The organism is Cellulosimicrobium sp. JZ28 (assembly GCF_015327065.1).
In the GTDB taxonomy this organism is placed as follows: domain Bacteria; phylum Actinomycetota; class Actinomycetes; order Actinomycetales; family Cellulomonadaceae; genus Cellulosimicrobium; species Cellulosimicrobium funkei.
Window position 1 is genome coordinate 3939806 of the sequence record NZ_CP017660.1, and the last position, 24202, is coordinate 3964007.

Annotated in this window: 27 protein-coding genes and 2 pseudogenes; 20 read left to right on the forward strand and 9 right to left on the reverse strand. The window is 75.1% G+C overall.

The genetic code is table 11. The annotated features are described in order from the left end of the window. Positions 1–9: 9 nt before the first annotated feature. Positions 10–387: a glycine cleavage system protein GcvH gene (gene gcvH / locus BJP59_RS17655; protein ID WP_021483687.1), complete on the forward strand. Its 378-nt coding sequence runs from the start codon at positions 10–12 to the stop codon at positions 385–387. A 51-nt stretch (positions 388–438) separates the two neighbouring features. On the opposite strand, the gene BJP59_RS17660 is transcribed toward gcvH, so the two are convergent. From BJP59_RS17660 to BJP59_RS17670, 3 genes are read right to left on the reverse strand one after another with little or no spacing between them, the layout of a single operon-like run. Continuing rightward, entirely contained in the window at positions 439–1008 is a 570-nt protein-coding gene (locus tag BJP59_RS17660; protein WP_086150167.1) for a hypothetical protein, read from the reverse strand. After that, on the reverse strand, positions 1005–1505 hold the full coding sequence (locus tag BJP59_RS17665; protein WP_043653117.1) for a pyruvoyl-dependent arginine decarboxylase: 501 nt from the start codon (positions 1503–1505) through the stop codon (positions 1005–1007). Before BJP59_RS17665 ends, BJP59_RS17660 begins: the two co-directional genes overlap by 4 nt. After that, positions 1502–4420, reverse strand: a complete 2919-nt coding sequence (locus BJP59_RS17670; protein ID WP_194521606.1) for a response regulator — start codon at positions 4418–4420, stop codon at positions 1502–1504. Before BJP59_RS17670 ends, BJP59_RS17665 begins: the two co-directional genes overlap by 4 nt. A 70-nt stretch (positions 4421–4490) precedes the next feature. Here BJP59_RS17670 and BJP59_RS17675 point away from each other — a divergent pair, with 70 nt between their 5' ends. The 8 genes and pseudogenes from BJP59_RS17675 (at position 4491) to BJP59_RS20025 (ending at position 8455) form a co-directional block, all read left to right on the forward strand. After that, positions 4491–4886 (forward strand): response regulator, encoded by a 396-nt coding sequence (locus BJP59_RS17675; RefSeq protein ID WP_086150268.1) that lies wholly within the window; start codon positions 4491–4493, stop codon positions 4884–4886. Then, positions 4883–5236, forward strand: coding sequence for an Hpt domain-containing protein (locus BJP59_RS17680; RefSeq protein ID WP_194521607.1), 354 nt, complete (start codon positions 4883–4885; stop codon positions 5234–5236). Before BJP59_RS17675 ends, BJP59_RS17680 begins: the two co-directional genes overlap by 4 nt. A 108-nt stretch (positions 5237–5344) precedes the next feature. Beyond that, complete coding sequence (locus BJP59_RS17685; protein WP_021483475.1) at positions 5345–5626, forward strand: hypothetical protein; 282 nt, start codon at positions 5345–5347, stop codon at positions 5624–5626. Between the two features lie 197 nt (positions 5627–5823). Further along, the gene (locus BJP59_RS17690; RefSeq protein ID WP_044144703.1) at positions 5824–6051 is read left to right on the forward strand and encodes a helix-turn-helix domain-containing protein; all 228 of its coding nucleotides are present in this window, start codon (positions 5824–5826) and stop codon (positions 6049–6051) included. A 79-nt stretch (positions 6052–6130) separates the two neighbouring features. After that, positions 6131–6559: a (deoxy)nucleoside triphosphate pyrophosphohydrolase gene (locus BJP59_RS17695; RefSeq protein WP_044144702.1), complete on the forward strand. Its 429-nt coding sequence runs from the start codon at positions 6131–6133 to the stop codon at positions 6557–6559. A gap of 362 nt (positions 6560–6921) precedes the next feature. After that, positions 6922–7131, forward strand: a pseudogene (locus BJP59_RS20015) (DUF308 domain-containing protein); the annotation flags it as partial. Positions 7132–7655: 524 nt separating this feature from the next. Continuing rightward, positions 7656–7898 (forward strand): annotated as a pseudogene (locus tag BJP59_RS20020) (lipase family protein); the annotation flags it as partial. A gap of 77 nt (positions 7899–7975) precedes the next feature. Then, positions 7976–8455, forward strand: a complete 480-nt coding sequence (locus tag BJP59_RS20025; protein ID WP_228485160.1) for an alpha/beta hydrolase family protein — start codon at positions 7976–7978, stop codon at positions 8453–8455. 52 nt (positions 8456–8507) lie between these two features. Here the strand turns inward: BJP59_RS20025 and BJP59_RS17705 are convergent, their stop codons facing one another. Beyond that, positions 8508–8891: a hypothetical protein gene (locus tag BJP59_RS17705; RefSeq protein ID WP_194521608.1), complete on the reverse strand. Its 384-nt coding sequence runs from the start codon at positions 8889–8891 to the stop codon at positions 8508–8510. A 114-nt stretch (positions 8892–9005) separates the two neighbouring features. Here BJP59_RS17705 and BJP59_RS17710 point away from each other — a divergent pair, with 114 nt between their 5' ends. Together BJP59_RS17710 and BJP59_RS17715 are read left to right on the forward strand one after the other, a co-directional pair. Continuing rightward, complete coding sequence (locus tag BJP59_RS17710) at positions 9006–9428, forward strand: VOC family protein (RefSeq protein ID WP_076404560.1); 423 nt, start codon at positions 9006–9008, stop codon at positions 9426–9428. Positions 9429–9472: 44 nt separating this feature from the next. Continuing rightward, a complete protein-coding gene (locus tag BJP59_RS17715) occupies positions 9473–10762 on the forward strand; it encodes an amidohydrolase (RefSeq protein ID WP_137281397.1) in 1290 nt (429 codons plus the stop codon). Positions 10763–10925: 163 nt separating this feature from the next. Here the strand turns inward: BJP59_RS17715 and clpX are convergent, their stop codons facing one another. Further along, positions 10926–12281 (reverse strand): ATP-dependent Clp protease ATP-binding subunit ClpX, encoded by a 1356-nt coding sequence (gene clpX, locus BJP59_RS17720; RefSeq protein ID WP_085386935.1) that lies wholly within the window; start codon positions 12279–12281, stop codon positions 10926–10928. An 83-nt stretch (positions 12282–12364) separates the two neighbouring features. Next, positions 12365–13576 carry an AFG1/ZapE family ATPase gene (gene zapE / locus BJP59_RS17725; RefSeq protein WP_194521609.1) on the reverse strand — a complete coding sequence of 404 codons (1212 nt, stop codon included), beginning with the start codon at positions 13574–13576 and terminating at the stop codon, positions 12365–12367. A 105-nt stretch (positions 13577–13681) separates the two neighbouring features. Between zapE and BJP59_RS17730 the strand changes: the two genes are divergently transcribed. After that, the gene (locus BJP59_RS17730; RefSeq protein WP_043659817.1) at positions 13682–14392 is read left to right on the forward strand and encodes a metal-dependent transcriptional regulator; all 711 of its coding nucleotides are present in this window, start codon (positions 13682–13684) and stop codon (positions 14390–14392) included. 127 nt (positions 14393–14519) lie between these two features. Here the strand turns inward: BJP59_RS17730 and BJP59_RS17735 are convergent, their stop codons facing one another. After that, on the reverse strand, positions 14520–15143 hold the full coding sequence (locus BJP59_RS17735; RefSeq protein ID WP_074804415.1) for a superoxide dismutase: 624 nt from the start codon (positions 15141–15143) through the stop codon (positions 14520–14522). 147 nt (positions 15144–15290) lie between these two features. Between BJP59_RS17735 and BJP59_RS17740 the strand changes: the two genes are divergently transcribed. Together BJP59_RS17740 and arfB are read left to right on the forward strand one after the other, a co-directional pair. Further along, complete coding sequence (locus BJP59_RS17740; protein WP_194521610.1) at positions 15291–15647, forward strand: iron chaperone; 357 nt, start codon at positions 15291–15293, stop codon at positions 15645–15647. Positions 15648–15783: 136 nt separating this feature from the next. Next, the gene (gene arfB, locus BJP59_RS17745; RefSeq protein ID WP_194521611.1) at positions 15784–16221 is read left to right on the forward strand and encodes an alternative ribosome rescue aminoacyl-tRNA hydrolase ArfB; all 438 of its coding nucleotides are present in this window, start codon (positions 15784–15786) and stop codon (positions 16219–16221) included. Positions 16222–16323: 102 nt separating this feature from the next. Here the strand turns inward: arfB and BJP59_RS17750 are convergent, their stop codons facing one another. Beyond that, complete coding sequence (locus tag BJP59_RS17750) at positions 16324–16953, reverse strand: putative glycolipid-binding domain-containing protein (RefSeq protein ID WP_228485161.1); 630 nt, start codon at positions 16951–16953, stop codon at positions 16324–16326. Between the two features lie 61 nt (positions 16954–17014). On the opposite strand from BJP59_RS17750, the gene BJP59_RS17755 reads away from it, so the two are divergent. After that, positions 17015–17434 (forward strand): VOC family protein, encoded by a 420-nt coding sequence (locus BJP59_RS17755; protein ID WP_194521612.1) that lies wholly within the window; start codon positions 17015–17017, stop codon positions 17432–17434. Here the strand turns inward: BJP59_RS17755 and BJP59_RS17760 are convergent. Beyond that, positions 17431–18087, reverse strand: a complete 657-nt coding sequence (locus tag BJP59_RS17760; protein WP_228485162.1) for a helix-turn-helix transcriptional regulator — start codon at positions 18085–18087, stop codon at positions 17431–17433. The genes BJP59_RS17755 and BJP59_RS17760 overlap by 4 nt on opposite strands. A gap of 229 nt (positions 18088–18316) precedes the next feature. On the opposite strand from BJP59_RS17760, the gene BJP59_RS17765 reads away from it, so the two are divergent. From BJP59_RS17765 to BJP59_RS17785, 5 genes are read left to right on the forward strand one after another with little or no spacing between them, the layout of a single operon-like run. Further along, the gene (locus BJP59_RS17765) at positions 18317–20137 is read left to right on the forward strand and encodes a fatty acyl-AMP ligase (RefSeq protein WP_194521613.1); all 1821 of its coding nucleotides are present in this window, start codon (positions 18317–18319) and stop codon (positions 20135–20137) included. Beyond that, positions 20134–20400, forward strand: a complete 267-nt coding sequence (locus tag BJP59_RS17770) for an acyl carrier protein (protein ID WP_194521614.1) — start codon at positions 20134–20136, stop codon at positions 20398–20400. Before BJP59_RS17765 ends, BJP59_RS17770 begins: the two co-directional genes overlap by 4 nt. Then, complete coding sequence (locus tag BJP59_RS17775) at positions 20397–21401, forward strand: 3-oxoacyl-[acyl-carrier-protein] synthase III C-terminal domain-containing protein (protein WP_194521615.1); 1005 nt, start codon at positions 20397–20399, stop codon at positions 21399–21401. Before BJP59_RS17770 ends, BJP59_RS17775 begins: the two co-directional genes overlap by 4 nt. Beyond that, on the forward strand, positions 21398–22855 hold the full coding sequence (locus BJP59_RS17780; protein WP_194521616.1) for an ATP-grasp domain-containing protein: 1458 nt from the start codon (positions 21398–21400) through the stop codon (positions 22853–22855). Before BJP59_RS17775 ends, BJP59_RS17780 begins: the two co-directional genes overlap by 4 nt. Beyond that, complete coding sequence (locus BJP59_RS17785) at positions 22852–24171, forward strand: type III PLP-dependent enzyme (protein ID WP_194521617.1); 1320 nt, start codon at positions 22852–22854, stop codon at positions 24169–24171. Before BJP59_RS17780 ends, BJP59_RS17785 begins: the two co-directional genes overlap by 4 nt. Positions 24172–24202: the final 31 nt, after the last annotated feature.

Genomic DNA, 24202 nt, shown 5'->3' on the forward strand with positions numbered 1-24202 from the left:
GAGAACCCCATGACCGAGGCCCAGTTCCCGGCGCACCTGCAGTACACGGCCGAGCACGAGTGGATCGACGGCTCGACGCCCGCCGTCGTCGGGATCACCGCGACGGCCGCCGAGGCCCTCGGCGACATCGTCTACCTGGAGCTGCCCGAGGTGGGCGCCGAGGTGACCGCCGGGAGCGTCATCGGCGAGGTCGAGTCGACCAAGTCCGTGTCGGAGCTCTTCTCGCCCGTGACGGGCACGATCGTCGAGGTGAACCAGGCGGCGGTCGACGACCCGGCCGTCGTGAACTCGGACCCGTACACCGACGGCTGGCTGTTCAAGGTCGACGTCGTCGACACGGGCGACCTGCTCACCGCCGACCAGTACGCGGCGCACGTCGGCAGCTGACGTCCGTGCCGGGGCGGTGCGGACCGCCCCGGCACAGGGTCGGCGCGCCGGTCAGCGGAACGTCGTCGCGTAGTACGTCTGCTGGTCGACGGTCTCGACCTCGACGTCCTGCGTCCGCTCGAGGTGGCGGCGCAGGTTGTCCGCGAACCGCAGCGAGTCGTCGTTGAACCGCGACACGTCGTAGGCGCACACGACGCGGTTCTCCGCGAGGTGCGCGACGAGCGCGTCGATCATGTCCATGAACGTCCGGCTCGCACGACGGCCCGGGTGGGCGAGCGTGAAGCCGATGTACCAGACGGCGCCGCGCGCCGCGTGCTCGGGGTAGCGCGCCGCGAAGAACTCCGGGCTCACCCACGGGACGGCCGCGAGGTCGGTCGCGAGCGTCGTCAGCCCGACGGCCGCGCCGTCGTCGTCGTGCGCGAGGAGCTTGAGCACCCGCGGGTCGCTCATCTCCTCGTCGAACTCCTCGCGGTGCAGCACGTGCCGGGCGGCCGCACGGGTCCGCAGCGGCTCGAACGCCTCGAGGTAGAGCTCCCAGAACCGGTCGGCGAGCTCGCCGTCCACGGTCTGCTCGAACGTGACCGCGGCGCGCCCCGCGCCCGCGCGCGCCGGCGCCGTCACCGGGTCTCCCCGTCCCAGCCCTCGCGGCGGTACGCGGCGACGACGACGGAGCACACGGGCAGCGACTCGCAGCGCACCCCGGCGACCCGGCGGCCGGCCGGGTGGAACCGGTTGCCGCGCGTCGCGGCCAGGTCCTCCAGGCTGAGCGTGAGGTCCAGCTCGAGCTGCTCGTGCGACGGCGCCTCGTGCTCCACGAACAGACCGGCACCGCTGTCGTCGTCGCGCAGCGACCACGCCACGCCCGCCCACGCCTCGTGGCCGGGCATCACGGCGTGCGCCTCGGCGTACACGCAGTAGAGGAGGTCGCCGTGCCCGCCGTACCCCTCCTCGAGGCGGTCCACCTCGACCACGCGGGACCCGGGCGGCACGACGGAGCTCAGCCGGACGAGGTTGAAGTCGCCGACGCCGGCGTCCGTGAGCGCCGCGTCGAACGCGGACAGCTCGGTCCTCCCCGTGCCCGTCCCATGGCTCACGTAGATGATGGGTCCCGCGGTCATGTGTTCTCCGTCCTCGAGGCTCTCGCCCCGTCGTCGTGCGCCGTGCCCCAGCGGCCCGCGGCCGTGTCCAGGAGGTCGAGCACGGGTTCCAGCAGCTTCTCGGGGGCGGTGCTCCCCTTGCGCAGGTAGACGGTATCTCCCAGCCTGAGGTCCGCACGCTGGTGCGCGTCGAGGCGCGCCCCGCTGTAGATGACGAGCGGGACCCGGCTCAGGCGGCCGTCCTGGCGGAGCGCGTCGACGACCTCGCGGCCCGCGCCGTCGGGCAGCGTGAGGTCGAGCACGACGAGCGCCGGGTCGTCGCCGGCGGCGAGCACCTCCAGCGCCTCGTGGACGCTGCGCGCCAGCGTGACGACGAGACCCGCGCCCTGCAGGACGGCCCGGACCACCTCGCCGACCTCCGGGTCGTCCTCGACGACGAGCACGTGCTCGTGGTGCGGGCGCAGGCTCACGGCCTCCTTGACGGTGCGCTCCAGCTCCGCGGGCGCGACCGGCTTGACGAGCCAGCGGTCGGCGAGGGACGCCGTCGCCACGGCCTTCGAGGGCTGCGAGCCCGAGACGATGACGACGGGCACGTTCGCCGTCGCGGCGCTCCGGCGCACCCGGTCGAGCACGTCCTGCCCGTCGCGTCCCGGCATCGCGAGGTCGAGCACGACGGCGGCGGGCCGGGCGGCCTCGATGGCCGCGAAGGCGAGCGTGCCGTCGGTCACCCCGACGACCTCGTACCCGCGCGACTCCAGGACCGCGCGCAGCACGTCGACGACGTACGCGTCGTCGTCGACCACCACGACCCGGGGGCGCTGGTCGCCGGGCGCCGTCGCGGGCACGTCGTCGGCCGGGCCGAGGACCGGCTCGGGCCGGGGGAGGGTCGCGCGGAAGGTCGCGCCCATGCCCTCGCCGCGGCTCTCGGCCCAGATGCGGCCCCCGTGGCGCTCCACGATGCTCTGCGAGATCGCGAGCCCGAGCCCGCTGCCGCCCCGCTCGCGCGAGTCCGACGCGTCGACCTGCTCGAAGCGCCGGAACACCGCCTCGAGCTTGTCGGGGGGGATGCCGCGCCCCTCGTCCTCGACGCGGAGCTCGACCATCTCCCCGGCGGAGCGTGCGGACACGCGGACCGTCCCGCCCGGCGGGGAGAACTTCACGGCGTTGCTCAGCAGGTTGGTCAGCATCTGCACGACGCGGTCCCCGTCGACGGCGACGACCTCGTCGGTGCCCTCCTGCACGATCTCGACGCCGGCGTCGCGCGCGAGCAGCCCGACCGGCTCCGCGGCCGTCGCGACGAGGTCGGCCACGCGGTGGTCGGCCCGCTCGAGCGGCGTCGTGCCCGAGTCCATGCGCTCGATGTCGAGGATGTCGTCCACGATCCGGTTGAGGCGGTCGCTGCTGGACCGCGCGACGTGCACCATGCGCGCCGAGCGCTCGGGGAGCGTGCCCAGGGCACCGCTGTCGAGCAGGCCGAGCGCGCCGCGGATCGCGGTGAGCGGCGTGCGCAGCTCGTGGCTCACGACGGACACGAACTCGTCCTTGAGCCGCTCGACCTCCCGCCGGTCCGTGATGTCGCGGAACACGACGACCGCGCCCAGCGTGCGGCCGTCGTCCTTGAGCGGGCTCGCCGTGACCTCGACGGCCACCTCGGAGCCGTCCTCGCGGAGGTAGACGTCCTGCTCGGCGACCGCGGTGATGCCGTCGCGCACGGCCTCCCGGATGTAGCAGGACTCCGCGGGATAGGGGTTGCCGTCCGCGTCGGGCGCGTGGAAGAGGGCGTGCGCGTCCCGGCCGATGAGCGAGTCAGGGCTCGCGCCGAGCGTGCGGGACGCCGCCGCGTTGACGAAGGTGACGCGGCCGTCGGGGTCGACGCCGTAGATGCCGTCCGCCACGGACTCGAGCGTCCGCGCGCGCTCCCCGGCGAGCGCGCGGAGCTGGGACGTGCGCTCCTCGACGCGCCGCTCCAGGCCGTGCAGCAGCGACTCGTTGTCGGCGACGACGAGGATCTGCCGTGCGACGACGGCGAGCAGCACGACGACCCACAGCGCGTTCGGGGCCCACGTGAAGCCCGTCGAGGACTGCACGACCCGGATCAGGGCGGCCGCGAGGAACAGGCAGAACGTCACGGTCGTGCCCAGGATCGCGGACCCCTGCGCCCGCTCGTCGGCCACCGGGCTGCCGCTCGCCGCCCGGTGCCGCGCGGCGAGCGCGATCATGAGGTACCCGCCGACCCACCCGACGTCGATCGGGCTGCCGAACGTGAACGTGCCGTCGGCGGAGAGCAGGGCGAACGCGACGTCGGCCACGGCGTAGAGCACGAACCCGCTGCCCACGAGCACGAGGGGCACCCGCTCGGAGGCGGTCGAGCGGGTCATCACGAGGACGGCGAAGGTCGCGAGCAGCGCGTCCACCACGGGGAGCGTGTACGCCGTGACGGCCGCGGTGCCGGTCGGCGGCGCCTCCGCCGAGCGGAGCGTCACCGCGTAGAGCGCGATGTACAGCACCGAGCCGCCGACGACGACGCTGTCGAGCAGCATCCGCCCGATCTCCTTGCCGCGCGGGCGCACGGTGGGGAAGAAGGCGAGCCCGACGATGCCGAGGAGCAGCGCGGCGATGTAGGCGTAGTCGCCCGTCGAGGGGTTGTCGACCAGGCCCGCGTAGACGTTGCCGACGAGACCGACCACCCCGCCGAGCGCGAGCAGGCTCCACGCCCGACGCCGTCGGCCCGTCGAGCGGGCCGCGCGCCACCCGCAGCTCGCCGCGGCGATCGCCCCGGCGCTCACGATCGAGGCCTGCGAGACCGTGCGTCGGGTCTCGGCGTCGAGCGGGCTCGCGAGGACGACGACGAGGAGCACGAGGACGACGCCGACCACCCAGCACCAGAGGACGAAGGGGTCGTGCGTCCGCTCCGTCGGTCCCCGCTGCCCCACCATGCGTCGAGCGTAGGGGACCGCCCGTGGGCGCGCGCTGCCGGGCGCGGGCTTCTCGGCTAGCGTCGGGACGATGGACGCGGAAGGGCAGAGCAGGCGGCGCGTGGTCGTCATCGACGACGACCCGTCGATCCGCGAGGTCGTCGAGCTCGCGCTCGACGTGGTGGGCGGCTACGAGGTGCACGTCGCCGCCGACGGCGACGAGGGCGCGGCGCTCGCCGAGCGCGTGCGGCCCGACGCGATCGTGCTCGACGTGATGATGCCCGTCGTGGACGGGCCCACCGTGCTCGCGCGTCTGCGGACCCGCCCCGCGCTGCGCGACGTGCCGGTCGTCTTCCTCACCGCCAAGGTCGGCGCGGGGGAGATCTCGCGCCTCGACGGCCTGGGCGCCGCCGGCGTCATCACGAAGCCGTTCGACGCTCTCGACCTCGCGGCCCGGCTCGGCGCGCTCCTCGGGTGGGAGCCGTGACGGCCGGGCCCGACGGTCGTGCGGACGACCGGCTCGACGCCGCGCTCGTCGTGCTGCGGCAGCGGGCGCGCGCCCGGAACGCGGCCCGGGTCGAGGAGGCGGCCCGCCTCCTGGGGCACGGGGCGGACGACGCGGAGGAGCCCTCGGCCGAGGCCGTCCTCGAGGCGGCGGCGCTGTGCCACGCCGTCGCCGGGTCCGCCGGGACGTTCGGCGACGACGACACGACCACGGCCGCGCGCGAGCTGGAGGCGGCGCTCCGCGGGGGCGACCTCGCCGCGGTACCGGCACGTCTCCAGCGCCTGCGCGCGCTGACCGACGGCGCCCGGGAGGGCACGAACCCCGAGTCTTGAGCAAATCTTGAGGTTCTCCTGCGGCGGACGTGGGATTCCCCCGAGGACCGCGCACCAGGGTGGTGGGTGCCGAGGGGACGGTCCCCCGGACTGGCAGGGGGTACTCCCATGATCGACACCGTGACGTCGCCCGACAGCCCGACCCGCGCGAGCCACGGGCCCCGCGTCCCGACGCCGACCTATCTCACGTCGGGCCCGCAGGCGAGCATCGACGCTGCCATGGCAGCGCTGAGCGACACCGTCGAGCGCACGCTGCAGGAGGACCTCGCCCAGGGAATGCTCCCGACGGTCGAGCAGATGAGCGTGAGCGTCGTGACCCGTTCGACGGGTTCCGTCGAGGACTACACGGCCGTCGCGCTGCTGCTGCTCTCGTACCAGCACCTCGTCTGACCTGCACCGACGCCGCTCCGGCGGCTGGTTCGTCCGGGTCTGGACGAACGTCCTGAAACTCGTCGCGAGAAGTCGCGTCATGAAACGACTCCCGTCCCATCCCTTCAAGTAGCACCAACCGGAACTCGCCACGTGGGGATGACGTGACCGGAGAGCATCTGGAGGAGAACATGAGCACCATCGAGCTGGTCCGCCCCATGGCGGCCCCGTCGGAGCGGATCGCCACCCCGATCGCTCCGCTGACCCGCCGGGAGCGGGTCGTCCTGTCGAACCTGTCTGAGGACGTCACGCTCGAGCAGATCGCCACCAAGCTCTTCGTCACGCGCAACACGGTCAAGTCGCAGGTCCGCAGCCTCTACCGCAAGCTCGGCGTCTCGACCCGTGCCGAGGCCGTGGCCTGGGCCCGGGCGGCCGGCCTGCGCTGACGAACGGCTCCGCGGCCCTCGCAGGCCGCGGTCACGGTCGCGTCACCCGCACGTCACGACGCCGTGCGACACTCCGCGTATGACTCTGCGCAGACTGGTGGTGGCCGCGGCGATCGTCGACGATCTCGTCGCCCCGCGGCTCCTGCTCAGCGCGCGCCGGTCCCGTCCGTCGCACCTCGCGGGCCGCTGGGAGTTCCCCGGGGGCAAGGTCGACCCCGGCGAGACCCCGACGGAGGCGCTGCACCGCGAGCTCCGCGAGGAGCTCGGCGTGGCCGTGGAGCTCGGTGACGAGATCGTGGGCCCCGACCACGGGACCTGGATCATCACCGACCGCCACGTGATGCGCCTGTGGTTCGCGCGGGTCACCGCGGGAGAGCCCCAGCCGCTCGTCGAGCACGACGAGCTGACCTGGCTCGACGCCGGGAGCTGGCTCGACGTGCCCTGGCTCGATGCCGACGTGCGCATCGTCGAGGAGCTCGCGCGCCAGGTGGCGCCCGAGGCGGTCTGACCGCCGACCCCTCCCGGCCTCCGCCACGCGCTCCGCGCGCGCCCTGCGGGACGCGTGGCTACGGTCGCGACGTGAGCCGAACCACCGCCCGGGCGCGCCGCGCGCTGCGCGACCTCGGGGACCGCCTGCCGCCCTGGGCCGCCGTCGTGCTCGGCGCCGCCGCCACCGCGCTCGGCGCCGCCGTCGTGCTGCGGCCGTTCGCCTCGCTCGCGGTCCTCGTCGTCGCGGTCGTCGCGGCGTTCGTGGCTCTCGGCGTCGTCGAGCTCGTCGGCGACGGCGGCACGACCCCGGACGCGCGCGGCCCCCGTGCCCTGCGCGTCGTGCGCGGGCTGCTGTTCCTCGCGCTCGCGGTCGCCGTGCTCGTGTGGCCCGCGCCGACGATCGGGGTCGTCGCGCTGCTCGTGGGCGTCGGCCTGGTCGTCGCCGGGGTCCTCGACGTGGTCGACGGCGTCCGGTCGTCGGGCACGGACCGCTGGGCCCGCGTGGCGGTGGGCGCGGCGTCCGTGCTGCTCGGCGGGCTCGCGCTCGTCTGGCCGGACGTGACCGTGCTCGTCGTCGCCGTGGTGCTGGGGGTGCGCCTCGTGCTGCTCGGCGTGCGGCTGCTCGTCGCCGGGGTGCGCCGTGCGCGCGCCGCGCGCCGTCCGCCCGAACCCGTCGCGGCGTCGTCGCGCCGGTCCCGGTCGGGGCGCCGCGGGCCGGCCGCGCTCGTCGGGGCCGTGCTCGCGTTCGTCGCGGCCGCGGGGCTGACGGGCGTGAGCGTCGCCGTGCAGCGCGCCGCGCCGCACGCCGACGCGTTCTACGACGCGCCCGACGCGCCCCCGGGCGAGCCCGGCAGCCTGCTGCGGGCCGAGCCGTTCACGCGACAGATCCCGGACGGGGCGACGGCCTGGCGCATCCTCTACACGACGACGCTCGACGAGGGGAGCCCACCGTCGCGAGCGGCCTCGTCGTCGTGCCCGACGGCGTCGGGACGGACGGGGGAGCGCCGCCGCCCGTCGTCGCGTGGGCGCACGGCACCACCGGCTATGCGCGCGGGTGCGCGCCCTCGGTGCTCGACGAGCCGTTCGAGTCCGGCGCGTTCTTCCTGCTCGACGACGTGCTCGCGCGCGGCTGGGCCCTCGTCGCCACCGACTACGCGGGGCTCGGCACGGCGGGACCGCACCCGTACCTCGTCGGCCAGGGCGAGGCCCGCTCCGTGCTCGACGCGGTGCGCGCGGCCCGCGCCCTCGACGACGCGACGCTCGGCGAGCAGACCGTCGTCTGGGGTCACTCGCAGGGCGGGCACGCCGCCCTGTGGACGGGCGCCGTCGCGCCCGCGTACGCCCCCGACGTGCCGCTCGCGGGCGTCGCCGCGCTCGCTCCCGCGAGCGACCTCACGGCCATGGTGTCCCACCTGGAGAACGTGCCCGGGGGAGCGTGTTCGCGTCGTACGTCGTGGCGGCGTACGACGCGGCCTACCCCGACGCGGACGCGATCGAGGCCGTGCGCCCGGGGGCGCGCCTCGTCGTGCACGAGATGGCTTCCCGCTGCCTGTCCGGGCCGGGCGCGCTCGTCTCCGTCGCCGAGGCGCTGTCCATGGACCAGCCGCTGTGGACGACAGACCCCACGGACGGCGCCCTGGGGGAGCGGCTCGCCGAGAACGTGCCGACGGGGGCGGTCGAGGCGCCGCTGCTCGTCGCGCAGGGGGCGTCGGACCCGCTGGTCCTCCCGAGCACGCAGGACGCGTACGTGGGGGAGCGGTGCGCGGCCGGGCAGCCGGTCGACTACCGCACGTACGAGGGGCGGGACCACGTCGGCCTCGTCCAGGCGGACTCGCCGCTCGCCCCCGACCTCGTGCGCTGGACCGAGGCGCGGCTCGCGGGCGAGCCGCCGACGCCGACCTGCGCCACCGGCTGACGCGTCGGCGTCGCCGCGTGCCGCGGCGAGGGCGGACGGCGGCCGACGGCTGTCAGGGGCGCTCGTCGTCCGCCGTGTCCGCCACGTCCGCCGTGTCCCCCGCGTCCGCCGCGCCGGCGCGCGCCCGGAGCAGGCTCGCCACGTCGGCGAGCGTGCTGCCCACGGCCCGTGGGGCGCGGTCGGGCCGCAGGTAGCGCTCGTCGTCGTCCGGGGTGCCCACGGTCGGGCGAGGTGGCGCCGTCGGCCCGTCCCCTGGCGAGGCGCCGGGCACGGCACCCGGCGCCGGGAGCCCCTGCACCACGCGGCCTCCGCCGGCCCGCCAGGCGAGCGTCGCGTCGACGAGGCGCCGGTACACCCCCGCGTCGAGCGGGTCGCGCAGCCACGCGTCGGCCGCCTCCGCGACGTGCCGCGCGAGGCGCCAGTCCTGGTCCGTCACGTCGTCTCCCGGTGGGTGGTGTGCCGTCGTCCGGTCCCATCCTCGCGTGCCGTGACCGCACCTGCTTGCGAGCGCGCGGGCGCGGCGCGACGGTGGCGTGCGGAGGTGGTAACCGTGGCCGACACGTTCCCCCGGATCGCCCAGGTCGTGCTCGACACGACCGACGCCCGCGCGCTCGCGGAGTTCTACCGCGGCCTGTTCGGGCTCGAGTACCGCGCGGGCGACGAGCCGCCCGCCGCGGGTGAGCCCGACCCCGACGGCGCGGACTGGCTCGTGCTGCGCGCCGCACCGGGTGGGGTCCAGCTCGCGTTCCAGCAGGTCGGGACGCTCCCGCCCTCGACGTGGCCCGACGACGGCGTGCCCCAGCAGCTGCACCTCGACTGCACCGTGCCCGACGTCGCGGAGCTCGACCGGCAGCACGACCGCGCCCTCGCGCTCGGGGCGCGGCTGCTGCTCGACCGGTCCGACGACCCGGACGAGCCGCTGCGCGTCTATGCCGACCCGTCGGGTCACCCGTTCTGCCTCTTCGTGGGCTGACGCGCGCGGTCGCCGCCCGTCGCCGGGCGCGGGATCATGCGTGCATGACCGCGACCCCGCTGACCACCGCCGAGCTCACCGACGTCTACACCGACCTCCATCGCCACCCCGAGCTCGCGTTCGCCGAGCACCGGACCGCCGGGATCGTCGCCGAGCGGCTGCGCGGCTGGGGGTACGACGTGCACGAGGGGATCGGCGGGACCGGCGTCGCGGGCGTCCTCGCGAACGGCGACGGACCGCGCGTCCTGCTGCGTGCCGACATGGACGGGCTCCCCGTCACCGAGCTCACCGGCCTGCCCTACGCCTCCACGGACACCGCGACCACGCCCGACGGCCACGAGTCCGGCACCATGCACGCGTGCGGCCACGACGTGCACGTGACGTGCCTGCTCGGCGCCGCGGCCGAGCTCGCCGCGCACCGCGACACGTGGTCGGGCACGCTCGTCGTCGTCTTCCAGCCCGCCGAGGAGGTCGGCGGGGGAGCGCGGGCGATGGTCGCGGACGGCCTGTTCGACCGGACCGGCGGGCGTCCCGACGTCGTCCTGGGGCAGCACGTCATGCCCCTGCCCGTGGGCGTCGTCAACCTCACGGCCGGGCCGGCGATGGCCGCGACCGACTCGTTCCGCGTCACCCTGCACGGCAAGGGCGGTCACGGCTCGAGCCCCGAGTCGACGGTCGACCCCGTCGTCATGGCGGCCGCGACGGTCATGCGGCTGCAGGGCGTGGTGTCGCGGGAGGTCGGGGCGCGGGAGTCCGCGGTCGTGACCGTCGGGGCCCTGCGCGCCGGGACGCAGGCCAACATCATCCCGGGGTCGGCGGAGCTGCTCGTCAACGTCCGGTCCTTCACGCCCCAGGTGCGCCGTCGCGTGCTCGACGCGATCCACCGCATCGTCGACGCCGAGGCCGCGGCGTCCGGGGCACCCCAGGCCCCGGAGTACGAGGAGGTCTCGACGTTCGACCTCATGGTCAACGACCCCGCCGCCGCCGAGCGCACCCGGGCCGTCCTCGCCCGCACGCTCGACGAGCAGCACGACCGCATCGAGGCCGCGGGCGGGCGGGCCGCCGTCGTGTCGCTGCCGCCGCTGCCCGGCTCCGAGGACGTCGGCGACCTCGCCACCGCCGCCGGCGTGCCGCTCGTCTACTGGAACCTCGGCGGATTCGACCCCGCCCTCTTCGCCGCGTTCGACCTGTCCACCGCGACGGGCATGGGCAACCTGCCCGACGGCGTCGCCCCGAACCACTCCCCGTACTTCGCGCCCGTCCCCGAGCCGACGCTCGACCTGGGCGTCGCGCTCCTCGTCGCCGCGGCGCGCGACTGGCTGCGCACGGCGTGACGTCGCCCCGCGCGACCGTGGCGCGCGCGTGGGGCTGCGGCTCCGCCGGGATGAACCCGGGCTCTCCCTGAGCGGACCGGGGCACTCCCTGAGCTGACCCGGGCTTACCTCGGCGGACCCGGGCATTACCCGGGCGGGCCCGGAGGCCGCGTCGTCGTCGGGGTCAGGCGGACTTCTCGCGCGGGGTGCGTGCGCGCGCGGTCGTGGTGCGCGGCACGATCGTGGGATTGACGTTGTCCAGCACGACCTCGCGCGTGATCACGACCCGCTCCACGTCATCACGCGACGGCACGTCGAACATCACCTGCTGCAACACCTCCTCCATGATCGCGCGCAACCCCCGCGCCCCCGTCCCGCGCAACAACGCCTGCTCCGCGACCGCCTCGACCGCACCCTCGGTGAACTCCAGCTCCACCCCGTCGATCGCGAACATCCGCTGATACTGCTTCACCAACGCATTCCGCGGCTGGGTCAAGATCCGCACCAACGCCTCACGATCCAACGCCGCCACCGACGCGATCACCGGCAACCGCCCGATGAACTCCGGGATCAACCCGAACCGGTGCAGATCCTCGGGGCGCACCTGCGCGAACAGGTCCTCCCCCGCACCCGTCTCGATCGGCGCACCAAACCCCACACCCCGCTTGCGCGCCCGCGCCGCCACGATGTCGTCCAACCCCGCAAAAGCCCCCGCCACGATGAACAGCACGTTCGAGGTGTCCACCTGGATGAACTCCTGGTGCGGATGCTTACGACCACCCTGCGGCGGCACCGACGCCGACGTGCCCTCGATGATCTTCAACAACGCCTGCTGCACACCCTCACCCGACACGTCCCGCGTGATCGAGGGGTTCTCCGCCTTGCGCGCCACCTTGTCGATCTCATCGATGTAGATGATGCCCGTCTCAGCCTTCTTCACATCGAAGTCCGCCGCCTGCACCAGCTTCAACAGAATGTTCTCCACGTCCTCACCGACATACCCCGCCTCGGTGAGCGCCGTCGCGTCCGCGATCGCAAAAGGCACGTTCAACATCCGCGCCAACGTCTGCGCCAGATACGTCTTGCCCGTCCCCGTCGGACCGATCAACAAGATGTTCGACTTCGCCAGCTCCACGTAGTCCGGGTCGTCGGTCGCGAGGGCCTCGCCCGCCTCCTCGGCGGCAGCGGCGGCACGCACGCGCTTGTAGTGGTTGTGCACCGCGACGGCCAGCGCCCGCTTGGCGCCGTCCTGCCCGACGACGTAGCGGCTGAGGTGCGCGAAGATCTCGTGCGGCGTGGGGAGCGGGCCGCTGCCGGTGACGATGTCCTGCTCGGCCGACTCCGTCTCGCGGTCCTCCTCGACCATCTCGAGGCAGAGCGCGACGCACTCGTCGCAGATGAAGACGCCCGCGGGGCCCGCGATGAGCCGCTTCACCTGCCGCTGCGACTTGCCGCAGAACGAGCACGTGAGCGCGTCCGCCGCGCGGGGCCCGCGCTGACCGCGCGCGCCGCCGTCGTCGGTGCCGTCGGAGCGTGCCACCAGGTGCCTCCAGTCGAGTCGGTTGCGGCCGATCGTAACCGCCGCCCACGACACCCCCGCACGCGAGCCCTGGGACGCGCCGGTCAGGCGTGCGGGACGTCGTCCGCCGGGACGCCGCCCGCATCCTCGGTGAGGAGCTGGAGCCGGCTCGCGGTGCGGAACGCGTCCGGGCGGTCGGGGAGCGCGGTGCGGAAGGTGCCGAGCGCATGGGGCGACGTGACAACGAGTTCGACGTCCGCGTCGACCAGCACGTCGACGACCGCGACGAACCGCTGCTGGGCCTCGCGGTCGACGGCGGTGAGCAGGGGGACGTCGGTGACGACCCACCGGCGGAAGCTCACGGACCAGTCGAGGTACTCCAGCGTCGACGTCGGCCGGCCCGCGAGGTCGTCGAACGTCACCCACAGCTCGTCCGCGCGCGCCGCCGTCACGGGGAACGTGCGCGACCCGGTGCGCACCGCCGTCGCCTCGCCCGCGCCCGGGCGGCGCAGGCCGCGGGCCTCGAGCTGCGCCGTCGTGCCGGGGCGGAGCCACGTGCCCGCGGCGAACCCGGCGCGACCGCGCCCGCCGAGCGTCCGGTAGTCCGTGGGCCCGGCGAGCTCGACGACGTCGAGGTGCGTGCGCAGGAGCGCGATCCCCGGCTCGGCGACGTGGTGCCACAGCGGGTTCGGCAGCAGCGTGCCGGGCTCGTAGTTGGACGTCGCGAGCACGACGACGCCCGCCGCGAACGCGCGGCGCAGGAGCCGCGTGAGGAGCGTCGCGTCGCCCGTGTCGTGCAGGTGGAGCTCGTCGAGGAGGAGCAGCGTCGTGCCGCGCAGGAGGTCGTCGATCGCGTCGTCGACCGCGCTCGGGCGGTCCTCGGGCCGCACCTCCGGCCCCGGGGGTTCTGGCGCCGGGGGTTCCGGGACCTGCGGCGCCCGGGTGCGCCACCCGCGCGTCGGGCCCCCGTGCCCGACGGCGGCGCGCGGCTCCGCGCGGGCGGCCTCCCGGCGCGCGTGGATGGCCGCGTGGAGTTCGCGGAAGAGGTCGTAGACGTGCGTGCGGCGCACGGCACCCGCGGGGAGCCCCGGCGTGACGGCGTCGACGAACGCCGTGGCGAGCCAGGACTTGCCCCGCCCGACCGGCCCCCAGACGTACAGCCCGCGGACGGGACGTCGTCGGGCCCGGGCGACGTCGTCGCCGAGCCGCGCGAGCAGGTCGAGGAGGGCGCGCTGGCCGGCGTCGAGCACGATGCCGTCGCGGGCGGCGGCCGCCTCGACCGCGCGGCGGACGCGGTCGGCGCGGGGGCGGGTCACGGGGACACCCTAGGCGCGGCGGTCCGCCGGTCGGAGTCGGCGGTGAAAGCGCTAGACTGGAACCGTTCCAGAGAAGAGTGCGTCGTACCTGCCGCGGGAGGCCGAGTGACCGACCTGATCGACACCACCGAGATGTACCTGAAGTCGATCTACGAGCTGCAGGAGGAGGGGATCCCCCCGCTGCGCGCGCGGATCGCCGAGCGCCTCGGGCACTCGGGGCCGACGGTCTCGCAGACCGTGGCGCGCATGGAGCGCGACGGCCTCGTCGTCGTCGGGGGCGACCGCCAGCTCGAGCTCACGGCACTCGGCCAGCAGACGGCGGTGCGCGTCATGCGCAAGCACCGCCTCGCCGAGCGCCTGCTCACCGACGTCATCAAGCTCGACTGGGAGCACGTCCACACCGAGGCCTGCCGGTGGGAGCACGTGATGAGCGACCTCGTCGAGCGGCGCCTCGTCGGGCTCCTCGACCACCCGGCGCACGACCCGTACGGCAACCCCATCCCCGGCCTGCGCGAGCTCGGCGAGGACCTGCCCGAGGTCGGTTACCTCCAGGGCGTCGTGTCCCTGCGCGCGCACCTCGTCGCGCGCGGCGCGGTGCCCGGCACCGAGGTGCGCGTCGTGCTCCAGCGCATCGCCGAGCCGATCCAGGTCGACGTCGAGCTGCTCGCGCGGTTCGCCGAGGCCGGCGTGCTCCCGCACCGGACCCTCGTGGTCACGGTGGGCGACGGCGTCGTCACCGCCTCGGGCGAGGGCGCCCTGACCGTCCTCGACCTGCCCGACGACGTCACGCGCCACCTCTTCGTGACCGCGGACTGACCGGGGTGGCCCTGGGCGGCCGCCGAGAACGAGGTTGGTCCCGCTATCCGGTGGATAGCGGGACCAACCTCGTTGTGGTGGGGGAGCGGGGTCGTGCTCGCCGACCGGGTGTCGTGCGGCGGGGTCGTCAGGGGACGATGAGCCCGGCGGTCTGGGTCTTGGCGCGCTGGAGGCGGGCCTCGGCGTCGGACCAGTTGACGAGGTTCCACCAGGCGGTGACGTAGTCGGCGCGCACGTTCTGGTAGTCGAGGTAGTAGGCGTGCTCCCAGACGTCGAGCAGGACGATGGGGGTCAGGCCGAGGGTGAGGTTGCCCTGCTGGTCGTAGAGCTGGACGGTGATGAGCTTCTGGCCGATGGAGTCCCAGGCGAGGATGGCCCAGCCGGAGCCCTGGACGCCGGCGGCGACGGCGGCGAACTGCTTCTTGAAGGCGTCGAAGGAGCCGAAGTGCTCGTCGATCGCGGCGCCGATCTCGCCGGTGGGCTCGCCGCCGCCCTCGGGGGAGAGGTTGGTCCAGAAGGCGGAGTGGTTGACGTGGCCGCCGAGGTTGAACGCGAGGTTCTTCTCGTGGAGGTTGATCGCGGCGAAGTCGCCGGACTCGCGGGCCTCGGCGAGCTTCTCCAGGGCGGTGTTCGCGCCGGTGACGTAGGCCTGGTGGTGCTTGGAGTGGTGCAGCTCCATGATCCGCCCGGAGATGTGCGGCTCGAGCGCACCGTAGTCGTAGGACAGCTCGGGGAGAGTGTAGACAGGCATGGTTCCTCAGGTTCCTTCCGTCGGTATGCAGCCACGCTAGGACCTCGACCACGGTTGAGGTCAAGGAGGGCGCGCTGTGATCTTGCAGGTCGGACGGGTCGTCCCGCCCGTCGAGCGGCCTCGTTCGGCGTGCGCAACCATGGTCGGATGGGGACCGTCTCGGACTACCTCGCCGGTGCCGACGAGCCGGACCGCGTGGCGCTCGCGCGCGTGGTCGAGATCGCGCGGGACGTCGCACCGGCCGCCACCGAGGGGACGAGCTACGGCATGCCTGCACTGCTCTACCGCGGCAAGGCGCTGCTCAGCGCCATGGCGTCCGCGAAGCACCTCGCCGTCTATCCGTTCAGCCCTGCGGCGGTAGCGGCCGTCGAGCCGCGGCTCGACGGGTTCTCGCACGCGAAGGGGACCGTTCGGTTCTCCCGGGACCACCCGCTGCCGGACGACGTCGTGCGCGACCTCGTCGCGACCCGCGTCGCGGAGATCGACGCGCAGCTCGACCGCTGAGCCGCGCGCCGTCGAGCACAGGACCTGCGAGCGAGGTCGGCCGGGTGCTGGCCGGCGGACTGTGCTCGGCCCGCGTGCGCTCGGTGCGGGGGTCAATCCGCTAGGGCGGGCGGCCGTCGTCGGGCACCATGGACGGATGCCCGACGACGTCCGCCCCGGCCTGCGCGTGACGACCACCCTGGTCGTCCCCGAGGCGGAGCTGTCGTGGCGGTTCTCGCGCTCGTCCGGCCCCGGCGGGCAGGGCGTCAACACGACGGACTCGCGCGTCGAGCTGTCGTGGGACGTCGCCCGGTCGGCGGTCCTCACCGAGGCCCGGCGCGCGCGCCTGCTCGACCGGCTGGGTCGCCGCGTCGTCGGGGGCGTCGTCACGGTCGCGGCGTCCGAGCACCGGGAGCAGCGGCGCAACCGCGAGGCGGCGCGCACCCGGCTCGCCGCGCTGCTGGCGGCGGCCGTCGCGCCGCCCGGGCCGTCGCGGCGGGCGACGCGGCCCACGCGCGGGTCCGTCGAGCGGCGGATCGCCGCCAAGAAGCGGCGGACGGACGTCAAGCGCCTGCGCCGCCCGCCGCAGGACTGACCGTGCTGGCACGCCTCACCGACCACGACCCTGCGCGCGGTCGAGCACGAGCCTCCTGTCGTTCTCGACGGGAGAACGACAGCAACCTCGTGGTCGGCGGGATCAGAGGCGGCGCGCGAGCTCCGGGTAGTCCACGACGAGACCGTCGGCGTCGACGGTGAGGTCGGCCGTGAAGTCCCGCGTCGCGCTCGTGTACCTGACGACGCCCTGCCCGGTCGCGGGGTCGAGCGGCTCGCGCGCCGCGTAGACCTGGTCGCTGCGCAGGACGCGCAGCGACGGCACCTCGACCCAGGCCATCACGAGGTGCGTCTCGTGCGCCGGCGGGTCGTCCCCGAGCAGCCCGAGCCGCAGGATCGGCATCGTGTTCGTCACCGGGCAGAGCGCGATGTCGCAGTCCAGCGCCCCGTCGAGCGTGGCCGGGTCCTCCACGCCGGGCGCGGCCAGGCCCGACGGCGGCGTCCCCACCTCGCGCACGTCGGCCCGCCACGCGCCGTCGGGCAACCGGACGAGGTCGAGGTGCCGCGACCACCCGAGGCCCCGCACCGACACGTCGAGGTGCTCCGTGGCCCAGCCCGGCCCGGTGCGCAGCGCCCACGCCGTCGCGTAGGTGGTGGCGCGCGACGTGCCGAGCGCGGCCAGGCGGTCGCCGCGGACGGTGACCGTCGCCGCCTCGAGGCGGTCGGGGTCGTCGTCCCAGCCGGTCCATGCGACGTGCCTCGTCCGTGGGCTCACGCCGGTCAGTGTGGGCCGAAAAGCCGGTGCCCGCGCGGCGAGCGCGTGGCAGGGTCGCGCCATGACCTCACGCATCTCCCACACCACCTTCGACGCGCGGGACGCCTACGCGCAGTCCGTCTTCTGGGCCCAGGTCCTCGGGTACACCGACGTGCCCGGCGACCCGAACCTCCCCGGCCACGAGGAGTGCATGATCGTCCCGCCGGCCGACGCGACGACGCCCGCCGAGAGCCGCGGGCACGTCCTGTTCGTCGAGGTGCCCGACGACAAGCAGCTGAAGAACCGCGTCCACCTCGACCTGCGGCCCACCGACAGGTCGCGCGAGGAAGAGGTCGAGCGCCTGCTCGCGCTCGGCGCGACCCAGGTCGCCGACCGCCGCACGCCCGACGGGCTGGGCTGGGTCGTCCTCGCCGACCCGGAGGGCAACGAGTTCTGCATCCTGCGCAGCGACGCCCAGGTCGCGGCGGACGCGGCGCGCTAGCGGTCGGTCATCCGGATCCAGCCGCGCTGCGCGGCCCGGACGCCGGCCTCGAACCGGCTGGTGGCGCCGAGCCGTCCCATGAGGCCGGCGGCGTGACGGCGCACGGTGCGGGGCGAGACGCCGAGCCGGACGGCGACGGCGGTGTCGGTCTTGCCCTCGGCGAGCAGCCGCAGCAGCGTGTCCTCGCTCGGGGCGAGCGCGTCGCCGTCGGGCCGTGCGCGGTCCCACTCGGACTCGGCGAGGGCGCGCAGCGCGGCGACGGCGTCGCGGTCGGTCACGGCGCGCGTGCGCCCGGGGCGCGCCACGAGCACGACGGTGTCGTCGAGGGCGACGAGCGACACCGGGAGGGAGGTCGCGACCCGTCGCTCGACCGCGGGGGCGCCGCCGCTCGCGTCACCGGGCCGACCCGCCGCACGACCGGGGCCGCCGTCCTGCGCGGGCGTGCCGTCCGTGCCCTCGTCGCGACCCGCACCGAGCATCACGACGCGGAGGCGTGCGGCGTGGCGGGCGCGCTCGTGGACCCGGAGCCACAGGGGCTCCGGGCAGGCCTCGCTGCCGTCGTCGAGGACGAGCACGTCGTGCGCGCGGCGCAGCGCGAGGGCCCGCGCGGAACGGCGGGCCCCGAGGACCGGGTCCCGCTCCGTCGAGGTCACGCCGTGTGACTGTAGTCGACCCCGGCAACGGTCCCGGGCCGTCCCGCGGTGCGGACCGATGTGACGAGTTGCGGTCGAGAGAAGGCATTTGTCCTCTTCCGGCCACGTGAATTTGTTTACACCGCGAGCAACCGCTGCGAGGCTTCCCCCGGACCGCCGGGGTGGGGCGTGTGCTTCCTGGCGTCCGCGTGCGTCGGGACGGTCCCGGCGCCGGCGAGCAGGGGGCGACGTGGGCGTGCAGCCGGACGACCGGACTCTCGTGGACCTCGTCCGCGACCACGTGCGCGAGCGCCCGGACCACCCGGCGGTCGTCGTCGTGCCGGAGGTGGGAGAGCGGCGCACGCTCACCTACGCCGAGCTCGACGCGCAGGCGGCGGCGCTCGCGGCCCGCCTCGCCGCCCGGCACGAGCCCGGCGACCGCGCGCTGGTGCTCTACTCGGCCACCGCGTCGTTCGTCGTCGGGCTCCTCGCGTGCTTCTCCGCCGGGCTGGTGCCCGTCCCGTCCCCCCTCCCGGGCGGGCAGGCGTACCAGCGCGAGCGCGTGCGCGGCATGCTCGCGGACTGCGACGCCGCCGTCGTGCTCGTCGACCCGACCGCCGCGATCGAGACGACGGAGTGGGCCGTGCCGCTGCGGCGCGCCGACGGCAGTCCCGTCGCCGTCACCGTGGTCGACGGCGCGACGGACGGCCCGGCGCGGCGGGACCGCCCGGGCCCGCAGGACGTCGCGTTCCTCCAGTACACCTCCGGGTCCACGAGCAGCCCCAAGGGCGTCGTGGTCACGCACGCGAACGTGCTGCACCACCACGACGCCTTCACCACGACGCTCGGCCTCGTCCCGGACGACGTCTTCTGCAGCTGGCTCCCGGGGTACCACGACTTCGGCCTCGTCGGGATGCTGCTCGTGCCGCTCGGCCTCGGGGCGACGGCGGTCGTCGTGCCCTCGACGTCGTTCCTCAAGCGCCCCGTCCGCTGGCTCTCCGCCATCACCGAGACGGGGGCGACCGTCACGGCATCGCCGAACTTCGGCTACGACCAGTGCGCGCGGCGCGTGCGCGACGACCAGCTCGCCGAGCTCGACCTGGCCCGCCTGCGCTGGGCGCTCGGCGGCGCCGAGCCGGTCGACCCGGCCGTCCTCGACGCGTTCACGCGCCGGTTCGAGCCCGTGGGCTTCCGCGGGTCCGCGCACGGCCCGGGGTACGGCCTCGCGGAGGCGACGCTGACGGCCACGTACCCCGACAGGCGCCTCCCGCTCGTCGTCACGGCCGACGAGACGGCGCTCGCCGACGGCCGCCTGGTCGTGACGGAGGAGGCTTCCTCTCTGTCCGCCCTCCCCGACGCCGCGACGGTCGAGGGGCCGGGCGCGCGCCTGGTGTGCTGCGGCGTGCCGAGCGGGGTGGAGCTGCGGGTCGTGGACGGTGAGGGCGGCACCGTGCCGGACGGCGCGGTCGGCGAGGTCTGGCTGCGCGGCGGCAGCGTCGCGGCCGGGTACTGGGGCGACGCGGCGGCGACCGCGACGGCGGAGACGTTCGGCGCCGTCGCCGCGGACGGCACGGGCCCGTGGCTGCGGACCGGCGACCTGGGAGCCCTGCACGGCGGCCAGCTCGTCGTCACGGGCCGCATCAAGGAGCTCCTCATCGTCGCGGGCCGCAACCTCTACCCGTACGACCTGGAGCGCGAGCTGCGCCGCCTGCACCCCGGGGCCGAGGGCCGCCCGGGTGCGGTGTTCGAGGCGGAGGGCCGACCGGGCACGCTGTGCGCGGTCCAGGAGTTCCGCCCCACGCCGGGCGCCCGGGCGGGCGGGGCGGCGAGCGCCGAGGAGGAGCTGGACGCCGTCGTCCGGCAGATGGCGGCCCACCTCGCGACGGTCTCGGGTGCCGCGGTGCACGACGTCGTCCTCGTGCGTCCCGGCCAGGTGCCGCGGACCACGAGCGGCAAGATCCAGCGCGGCCGGGCGCGCGACCTGCACGGCCGGGGCGACCTGGCCGCGCTCCACTCCCTGCGTGCGGCCCGCGACCGCGCGCACCCCGAGCTCGCAGGGAGCCGACCATGACCGCACCCCGCCCCGACGCCTTCGACGACCTCGTGCTGTGCCTCGTCGCCACCGCGCTCGGCGTCGCCCCCGCCGACGTGGACGCGGGGGCCGACCTCGCTGGGCTCGGTCTCGGCTCGGTCCAGGTGCTGGCGCTGCTCGGCGACCTGGAGGACGCCCTCGGCGTCGACCTCGACCCGGAGGCCGTCGTCGACAACCCGACGCCCCATGCGCTCGCGGCGCACCTGCGCAGCGTCGTCGACGTCCCCGGGACGGCGGCATGACGACCCTCGTCGACGTCGGCGCGCACGTGCCCGCGACGCGCGTGCCGATCCGGGACCTCGCCGACGAGCTCGGCCTCGACCACCTCGAGCTCGGCGTGTTCGAGCGGTTCTTCGGGCTGCGCGAGGTGTGCACGGCGCCGGGGCAGACCCTCACCGACCTGCTCGTCGCCGCGGCGCGCGCCGTGCCCGGGCTCGCGGGCAACGAGCACCGCGTCCGGTACGTGCTGGGGGCGCGGACCATCGCGACGGTCGCCCCGGTCGGGGTGAACCCCCTGCACGACGCCGCGACGCGCCTCGGCCTGGACCACGCGGTCGTGTGGACGCTCACCCAGCACGCGTGCGCGTCGGCGCTGCTCGCGGTCGACCTCGCGGGGCGTCTCCTCGCGTCGGACGGCGACCCCGACGCGCTCGCGCTCGTGCTTACGGGGGAGAAGGCGTTCAGCCCGGGCTCCCGGCTCATCGAGGGCACGACGATCATGGGCGAGGGCACGGCGGCGTGCCTCGTCGCGGCGTCGCGCCCCGCAGGCTCGTCCGCCGACGGGCCCGCGCCGGGCAGCCCCGTCCTGGCCTACGCGACCCGCACGCTGGGCGAGTACCACCAGGTGCCGCTCCCCGAGGATCTCGCGGGCCCGTTCGGCGTCGCGTACACCGAGGTGCTCGCCGAGGTCGTGCTGGAGGCCGTCGGGCGCGCGGGCCTCACGCTGGACGACCTCGCCCTCGTCCTGCCGCACAACGTCAACCGCGTGTCCTGGCGGCGGCTGTGCACGCGTCTCGACCTCCCGCTCGCGCGCGTCCGGCTCGACGACGTCCCGGTGACCGGCCACTGCTTCGGGGCGGACTCGTTCATCGGCTACGCCGCCGCGCGCGCCGAGGGTCGGCTGCGGCCCGGCGACCCGTTCCTCATGGTCGCCGTCGGGCTGGGCGCCACGTTCTCCGCCATGGTCCTGCGCCACGAGGGCTCCGAAGGCGCCACGGTCCACGACACGAAGGAGCACGCATGACGGTCGAGCAGGTGACGGGGACCGCCCCGCACACCACCACGACGGCCGGCCGCGAGCCGTTCCTCGCGCGGACGAAGCGCGCGCTCGCGGGCGCGCCCGACGCGCCGCTCGTGCTGCTGGGGAACGTCGAGGTCGAGGACGCATGGGCGGTCGGGGAGGTCGGCCTGCCCGCCGTCGGCGGCGCGTCGGCGACGGCCGCGCTCGTCCACCGCATGGACGAGCTCGCGCTGCTCCTCGCGGGCCCGCACGACCACGTCGTGCTCAAGGCCGAGCCGGACCCCGACCACCTCGCGCACCTGGACGCGCTCGGCGTCGGGCTCCCTACGGTGCACGTCGCCGGGTCGAGCGACCCGCTGCGCACGGTGACGCTCGACGCGCTCGACTCGCCCGCGCTGCTCGCGCGCCTGGGGGAGCTCGCGGCGGACGGCGTGCGGCTCCTCGCGCACGGGACGTCGTCGGCCGAGGAGGACCTCGCGACGGCGACGGGCCTGCGCTCGGTGCTCCCCGACGCGGCGACGACCAAGACCGTCAACAGCAAGGTCTACAGCCGCGGTCTGTGCGACGAGCTGGGCGTCGAGCAGGCGCGCGGCTGGGCGTGCCGCACCGTCGAGGACTTCGAGCGCGCGTGCGCTGAGGCCGCGCGGCTCGTCGCGGACGGCGCGACCGTCGGCGTCAAGGACGCGTACGGCGTCTCCGGGAAGGGGATCCTCGTCGTCGACGACCCGCACCGGCTCGACCAGCTCGTGCGCATGGTCGCGCGTCGGGCCGCGCGCTCGGGCGACGACCGCCTCGCCGTCGTGGTGGAGGTCTGGGCCGACAAGGCGACGGACCTGAACTACCACTTCACCGTCGGGCGGGACGGCTCGGTCGCGTTCGACTTCGTCAAGGAGGCGATCACGGAGGGCGGCGTCCACAAGGGCCACCGCATCCCGTCGCGCCTGCCCGCGGACCAGGTCGACGCGCTGGCCGAGCTGTCGGGCCGCCTCGGCGCGCGCCTCGCGGCCGACGGCTTCCACGGCCTCGTCGGGGTCGACGCGCTCGTGCGCACCGACGGCCGGCTCCTGCCCGTGCTCGAGATCAACGCGCGCAGCAACATGTCGACGTACACCGTCCCGCTCCAGGAACGGTTCCAGCCCGACGGGTGGGTCGCGCTCGCGCGCCAGTACCCGCTGGTGCTCGACGCGCCGCTCCCGTTCGCGGCGCTCCACGACCTGCTCGGCGACCTGCTGCCCGGCGCCCCCGGCGCGGCGGGCCTGGTGGTCCAGGGGACCGGCACGGTCAACGCGGGGCCGTCGGGCGCGTCCGGGCCGACGTCGGGCGCGACGTTCGCGGGACGGCTCCACGGCCTCCTCGTCGCGCCCGACGAGGACACCCTGACCCGCCTCGACCGCGCCGTGACGGAGCGGCTGGCCTCGCGGCCCACCGGTCGCCCCACCGAAGGAGACGCCCGATGACCACGACCCCGACCCGGCCGGCGACGCCCGGGAGCGCGGACCTCGCCGCGGTCGCGGAGCGGTACGGGACCCCCGTGTACGTGTACGACGGCGACGTGCTCGCCGCGAACTACCGGGCGCTGCGCGAGCGGCTGCACCCCGCGCTGGGGATCTTCTACTCGCTCAAGGCGAACCCCAACGTCAGCGTCTGCGGGCTGCTGCACGCGCTCGGCGCGAACGCCGAGGTGTCGTCCCTCGCGGAGCTGCGCACCGCGCTCGCCGCGGGCGTCGCGCCGCAGGACGTCCTGTTCCTCGGCCCCGGCAAGAGCCGGGACGAGCTCGTCTCGTGCCTCAACACGGGCGTGCGCGCGATCATCGTCGAGTCGCTCCCCGAGCTCGCGCTCGTGGACGAGCTCGCGCAGGCGGTGGGACGGCCCGCGCGCGTCGTGCTGCGCGTCAACCCGTCGTTCTCGGTCAAGGGCTCCGGGCTCACCATGGGTGGCAAGCCGCGTCAGTTCGGCATCGACGAGCAGCAGCTCCTCGACGCGCCCGACCTGTGCGACGGCCTCACCGCGGCCCGCGTCGTGGGCGTCCAGGTGTACATGGGGACGCGGATCCTTGACGAGGGCACGATCGTCGAGAACACGACGCGCATCTTCGAGCTCGCCGAACGGCTCGCGGAGCGCCTGCGGTTCCCGCTCGAGCTCGTCGACGTCGGCGGCGGCCTGGGCGTCGCGTACTTCGAGCGCGAGCGCGACCTCGACGTCGAGGTCCTCACCGCGGCGCTCAACCCCGTCGTCGAGGCGTTCGTGCAGCGCCACCCCCGGACCGACCTCGTCATGGAGCTCGGCCGCTACCTCGTGGCGCTGTGCGGCACGTACGTCGCGCGCGTGCGGTACGTGAAGGAGTCCATGGGCGAGCGGTTCGCCGTGGCCGACGGCGGCACGAACCACCACATGGCGGCCGTCGGCATCGGGTCGTTCGTCAAGCGCAACTTCCCGATGCGCCGCGTGGGACCCGCCTCGACCGCCGAGGACGTCGCGTGGAACGTGACGGGCCCGCTGTGCACCCCCAACGACACGATCGGCAAGGCCGTGCCGCTCCCGGCCGACCTCGTGCCGGGCGACCTCGTCGCGGTGGACCGTTCCGGCGCGTACGGCGCGACGGCGTCGCCGGTGCACTTCCTCAGCCACGGGTACCCGGCCGAGGTGCTCACGCTGGGCGACGAGACGTTCCTCGTCCGGCACGCGGACACGCCCGACGACCTCCTCGCGCGCCAGGTGTTCCACGACCTCGGTGCGCGGGTCGAGCCCGTCGCCGTCGGCGCCGTCCCATGACCCACCGCCCGTCCGCCGTCGTCCAGCCACC

Coding starts and splice junctions, on each gene's coding strand:
- BJP59_RS17770 (WP_194521614.1), top strand. CDS start 20,134: ATGACCGCACCCCGCCCCGACGCCTTCGACGACCTCGTGCTGTGCCTC.
- BJP59_RS17755 (WP_194521612.1), top strand. CDS start 17,015: ATGACCTCACGCATCTCCCACACCACCTTCGACGCGCGGGACGCCTAC.
- BJP59_RS17780 (WP_194521616.1), top strand. CDS start 21,398: ATGACGGTCGAGCAGGTGACGGGGACCGCCCCGCACACCACCACGACG.
- BJP59_RS17695 (WP_044144702.1), top strand. CDS start 6,131: ATGACTCTGCGCAGACTGGTGGTGGCCGCGGCGATCGTCGACGATCTC.
- BJP59_RS17670 (WP_194521606.1), bottom strand. CDS start 4,420: ATGGTGGGGCAGCGGGGACCGACGGAGCGGACGCACGACCCCTTCGTC.
- BJP59_RS17665 (WP_043653117.1), bottom strand. CDS start 1,505: ATGACCGCGGGACCCATCATCTACGTGAGCCATGGGACGGGCACGGGG.
- BJP59_RS17775 (WP_194521615.1), top strand. CDS start 20,397: ATGACGACCCTCGTCGACGTCGGCGCGCACGTGCCCGCGACGCGCGTG.
- BJP59_RS17675 (WP_086150268.1), top strand. CDS start 4,491: ATGGACGCGGAAGGGCAGAGCAGGCGGCGCGTGGTCGTCATCGACGAC.
- gcvH (WP_021483687.1), top strand. CDS start 10: ATGACCGAGGCCCAGTTCCCGGCGCACCTGCAGTACACGGCCGAGCAC.
- arfB (WP_194521611.1), top strand. CDS start 15,784: ATGCCCGACGACGTCCGCCCCGGCCTGCGCGTGACGACCACCCTGGTC.
- BJP59_RS17735 (WP_074804415.1), bottom strand. CDS start 15,143: ATGCCTGTCTACACTCTCCCCGAGCTGTCCTACGACTACGGTGCGCTC.
- BJP59_RS17785 (WP_194521617.1), top strand. CDS start 22,852: ATGACCACGACCCCGACCCGGCCGGCGACGCCCGGGAGCGCGGACCTC.
- BJP59_RS17690 (WP_044144703.1), top strand. CDS start 5,824: ATGGCGGCCCCGTCGGAGCGGATCGCCACCCCGATCGCTCCGCTGACC.
- BJP59_RS17740 (WP_194521610.1), top strand. CDS start 15,291: ATGGGGACCGTCTCGGACTACCTCGCCGGTGCCGACGAGCCGGACCGC.
- BJP59_RS17715 (WP_137281397.1), top strand. CDS start 9,473: ATGACCGCGACCCCGCTGACCACCGCCGAGCTCACCGACGTCTACACC.
- BJP59_RS17685 (WP_021483475.1), top strand. CDS start 5,345: ATGATCGACACCGTGACGTCGCCCGACAGCCCGACCCGCGCGAGCCAC.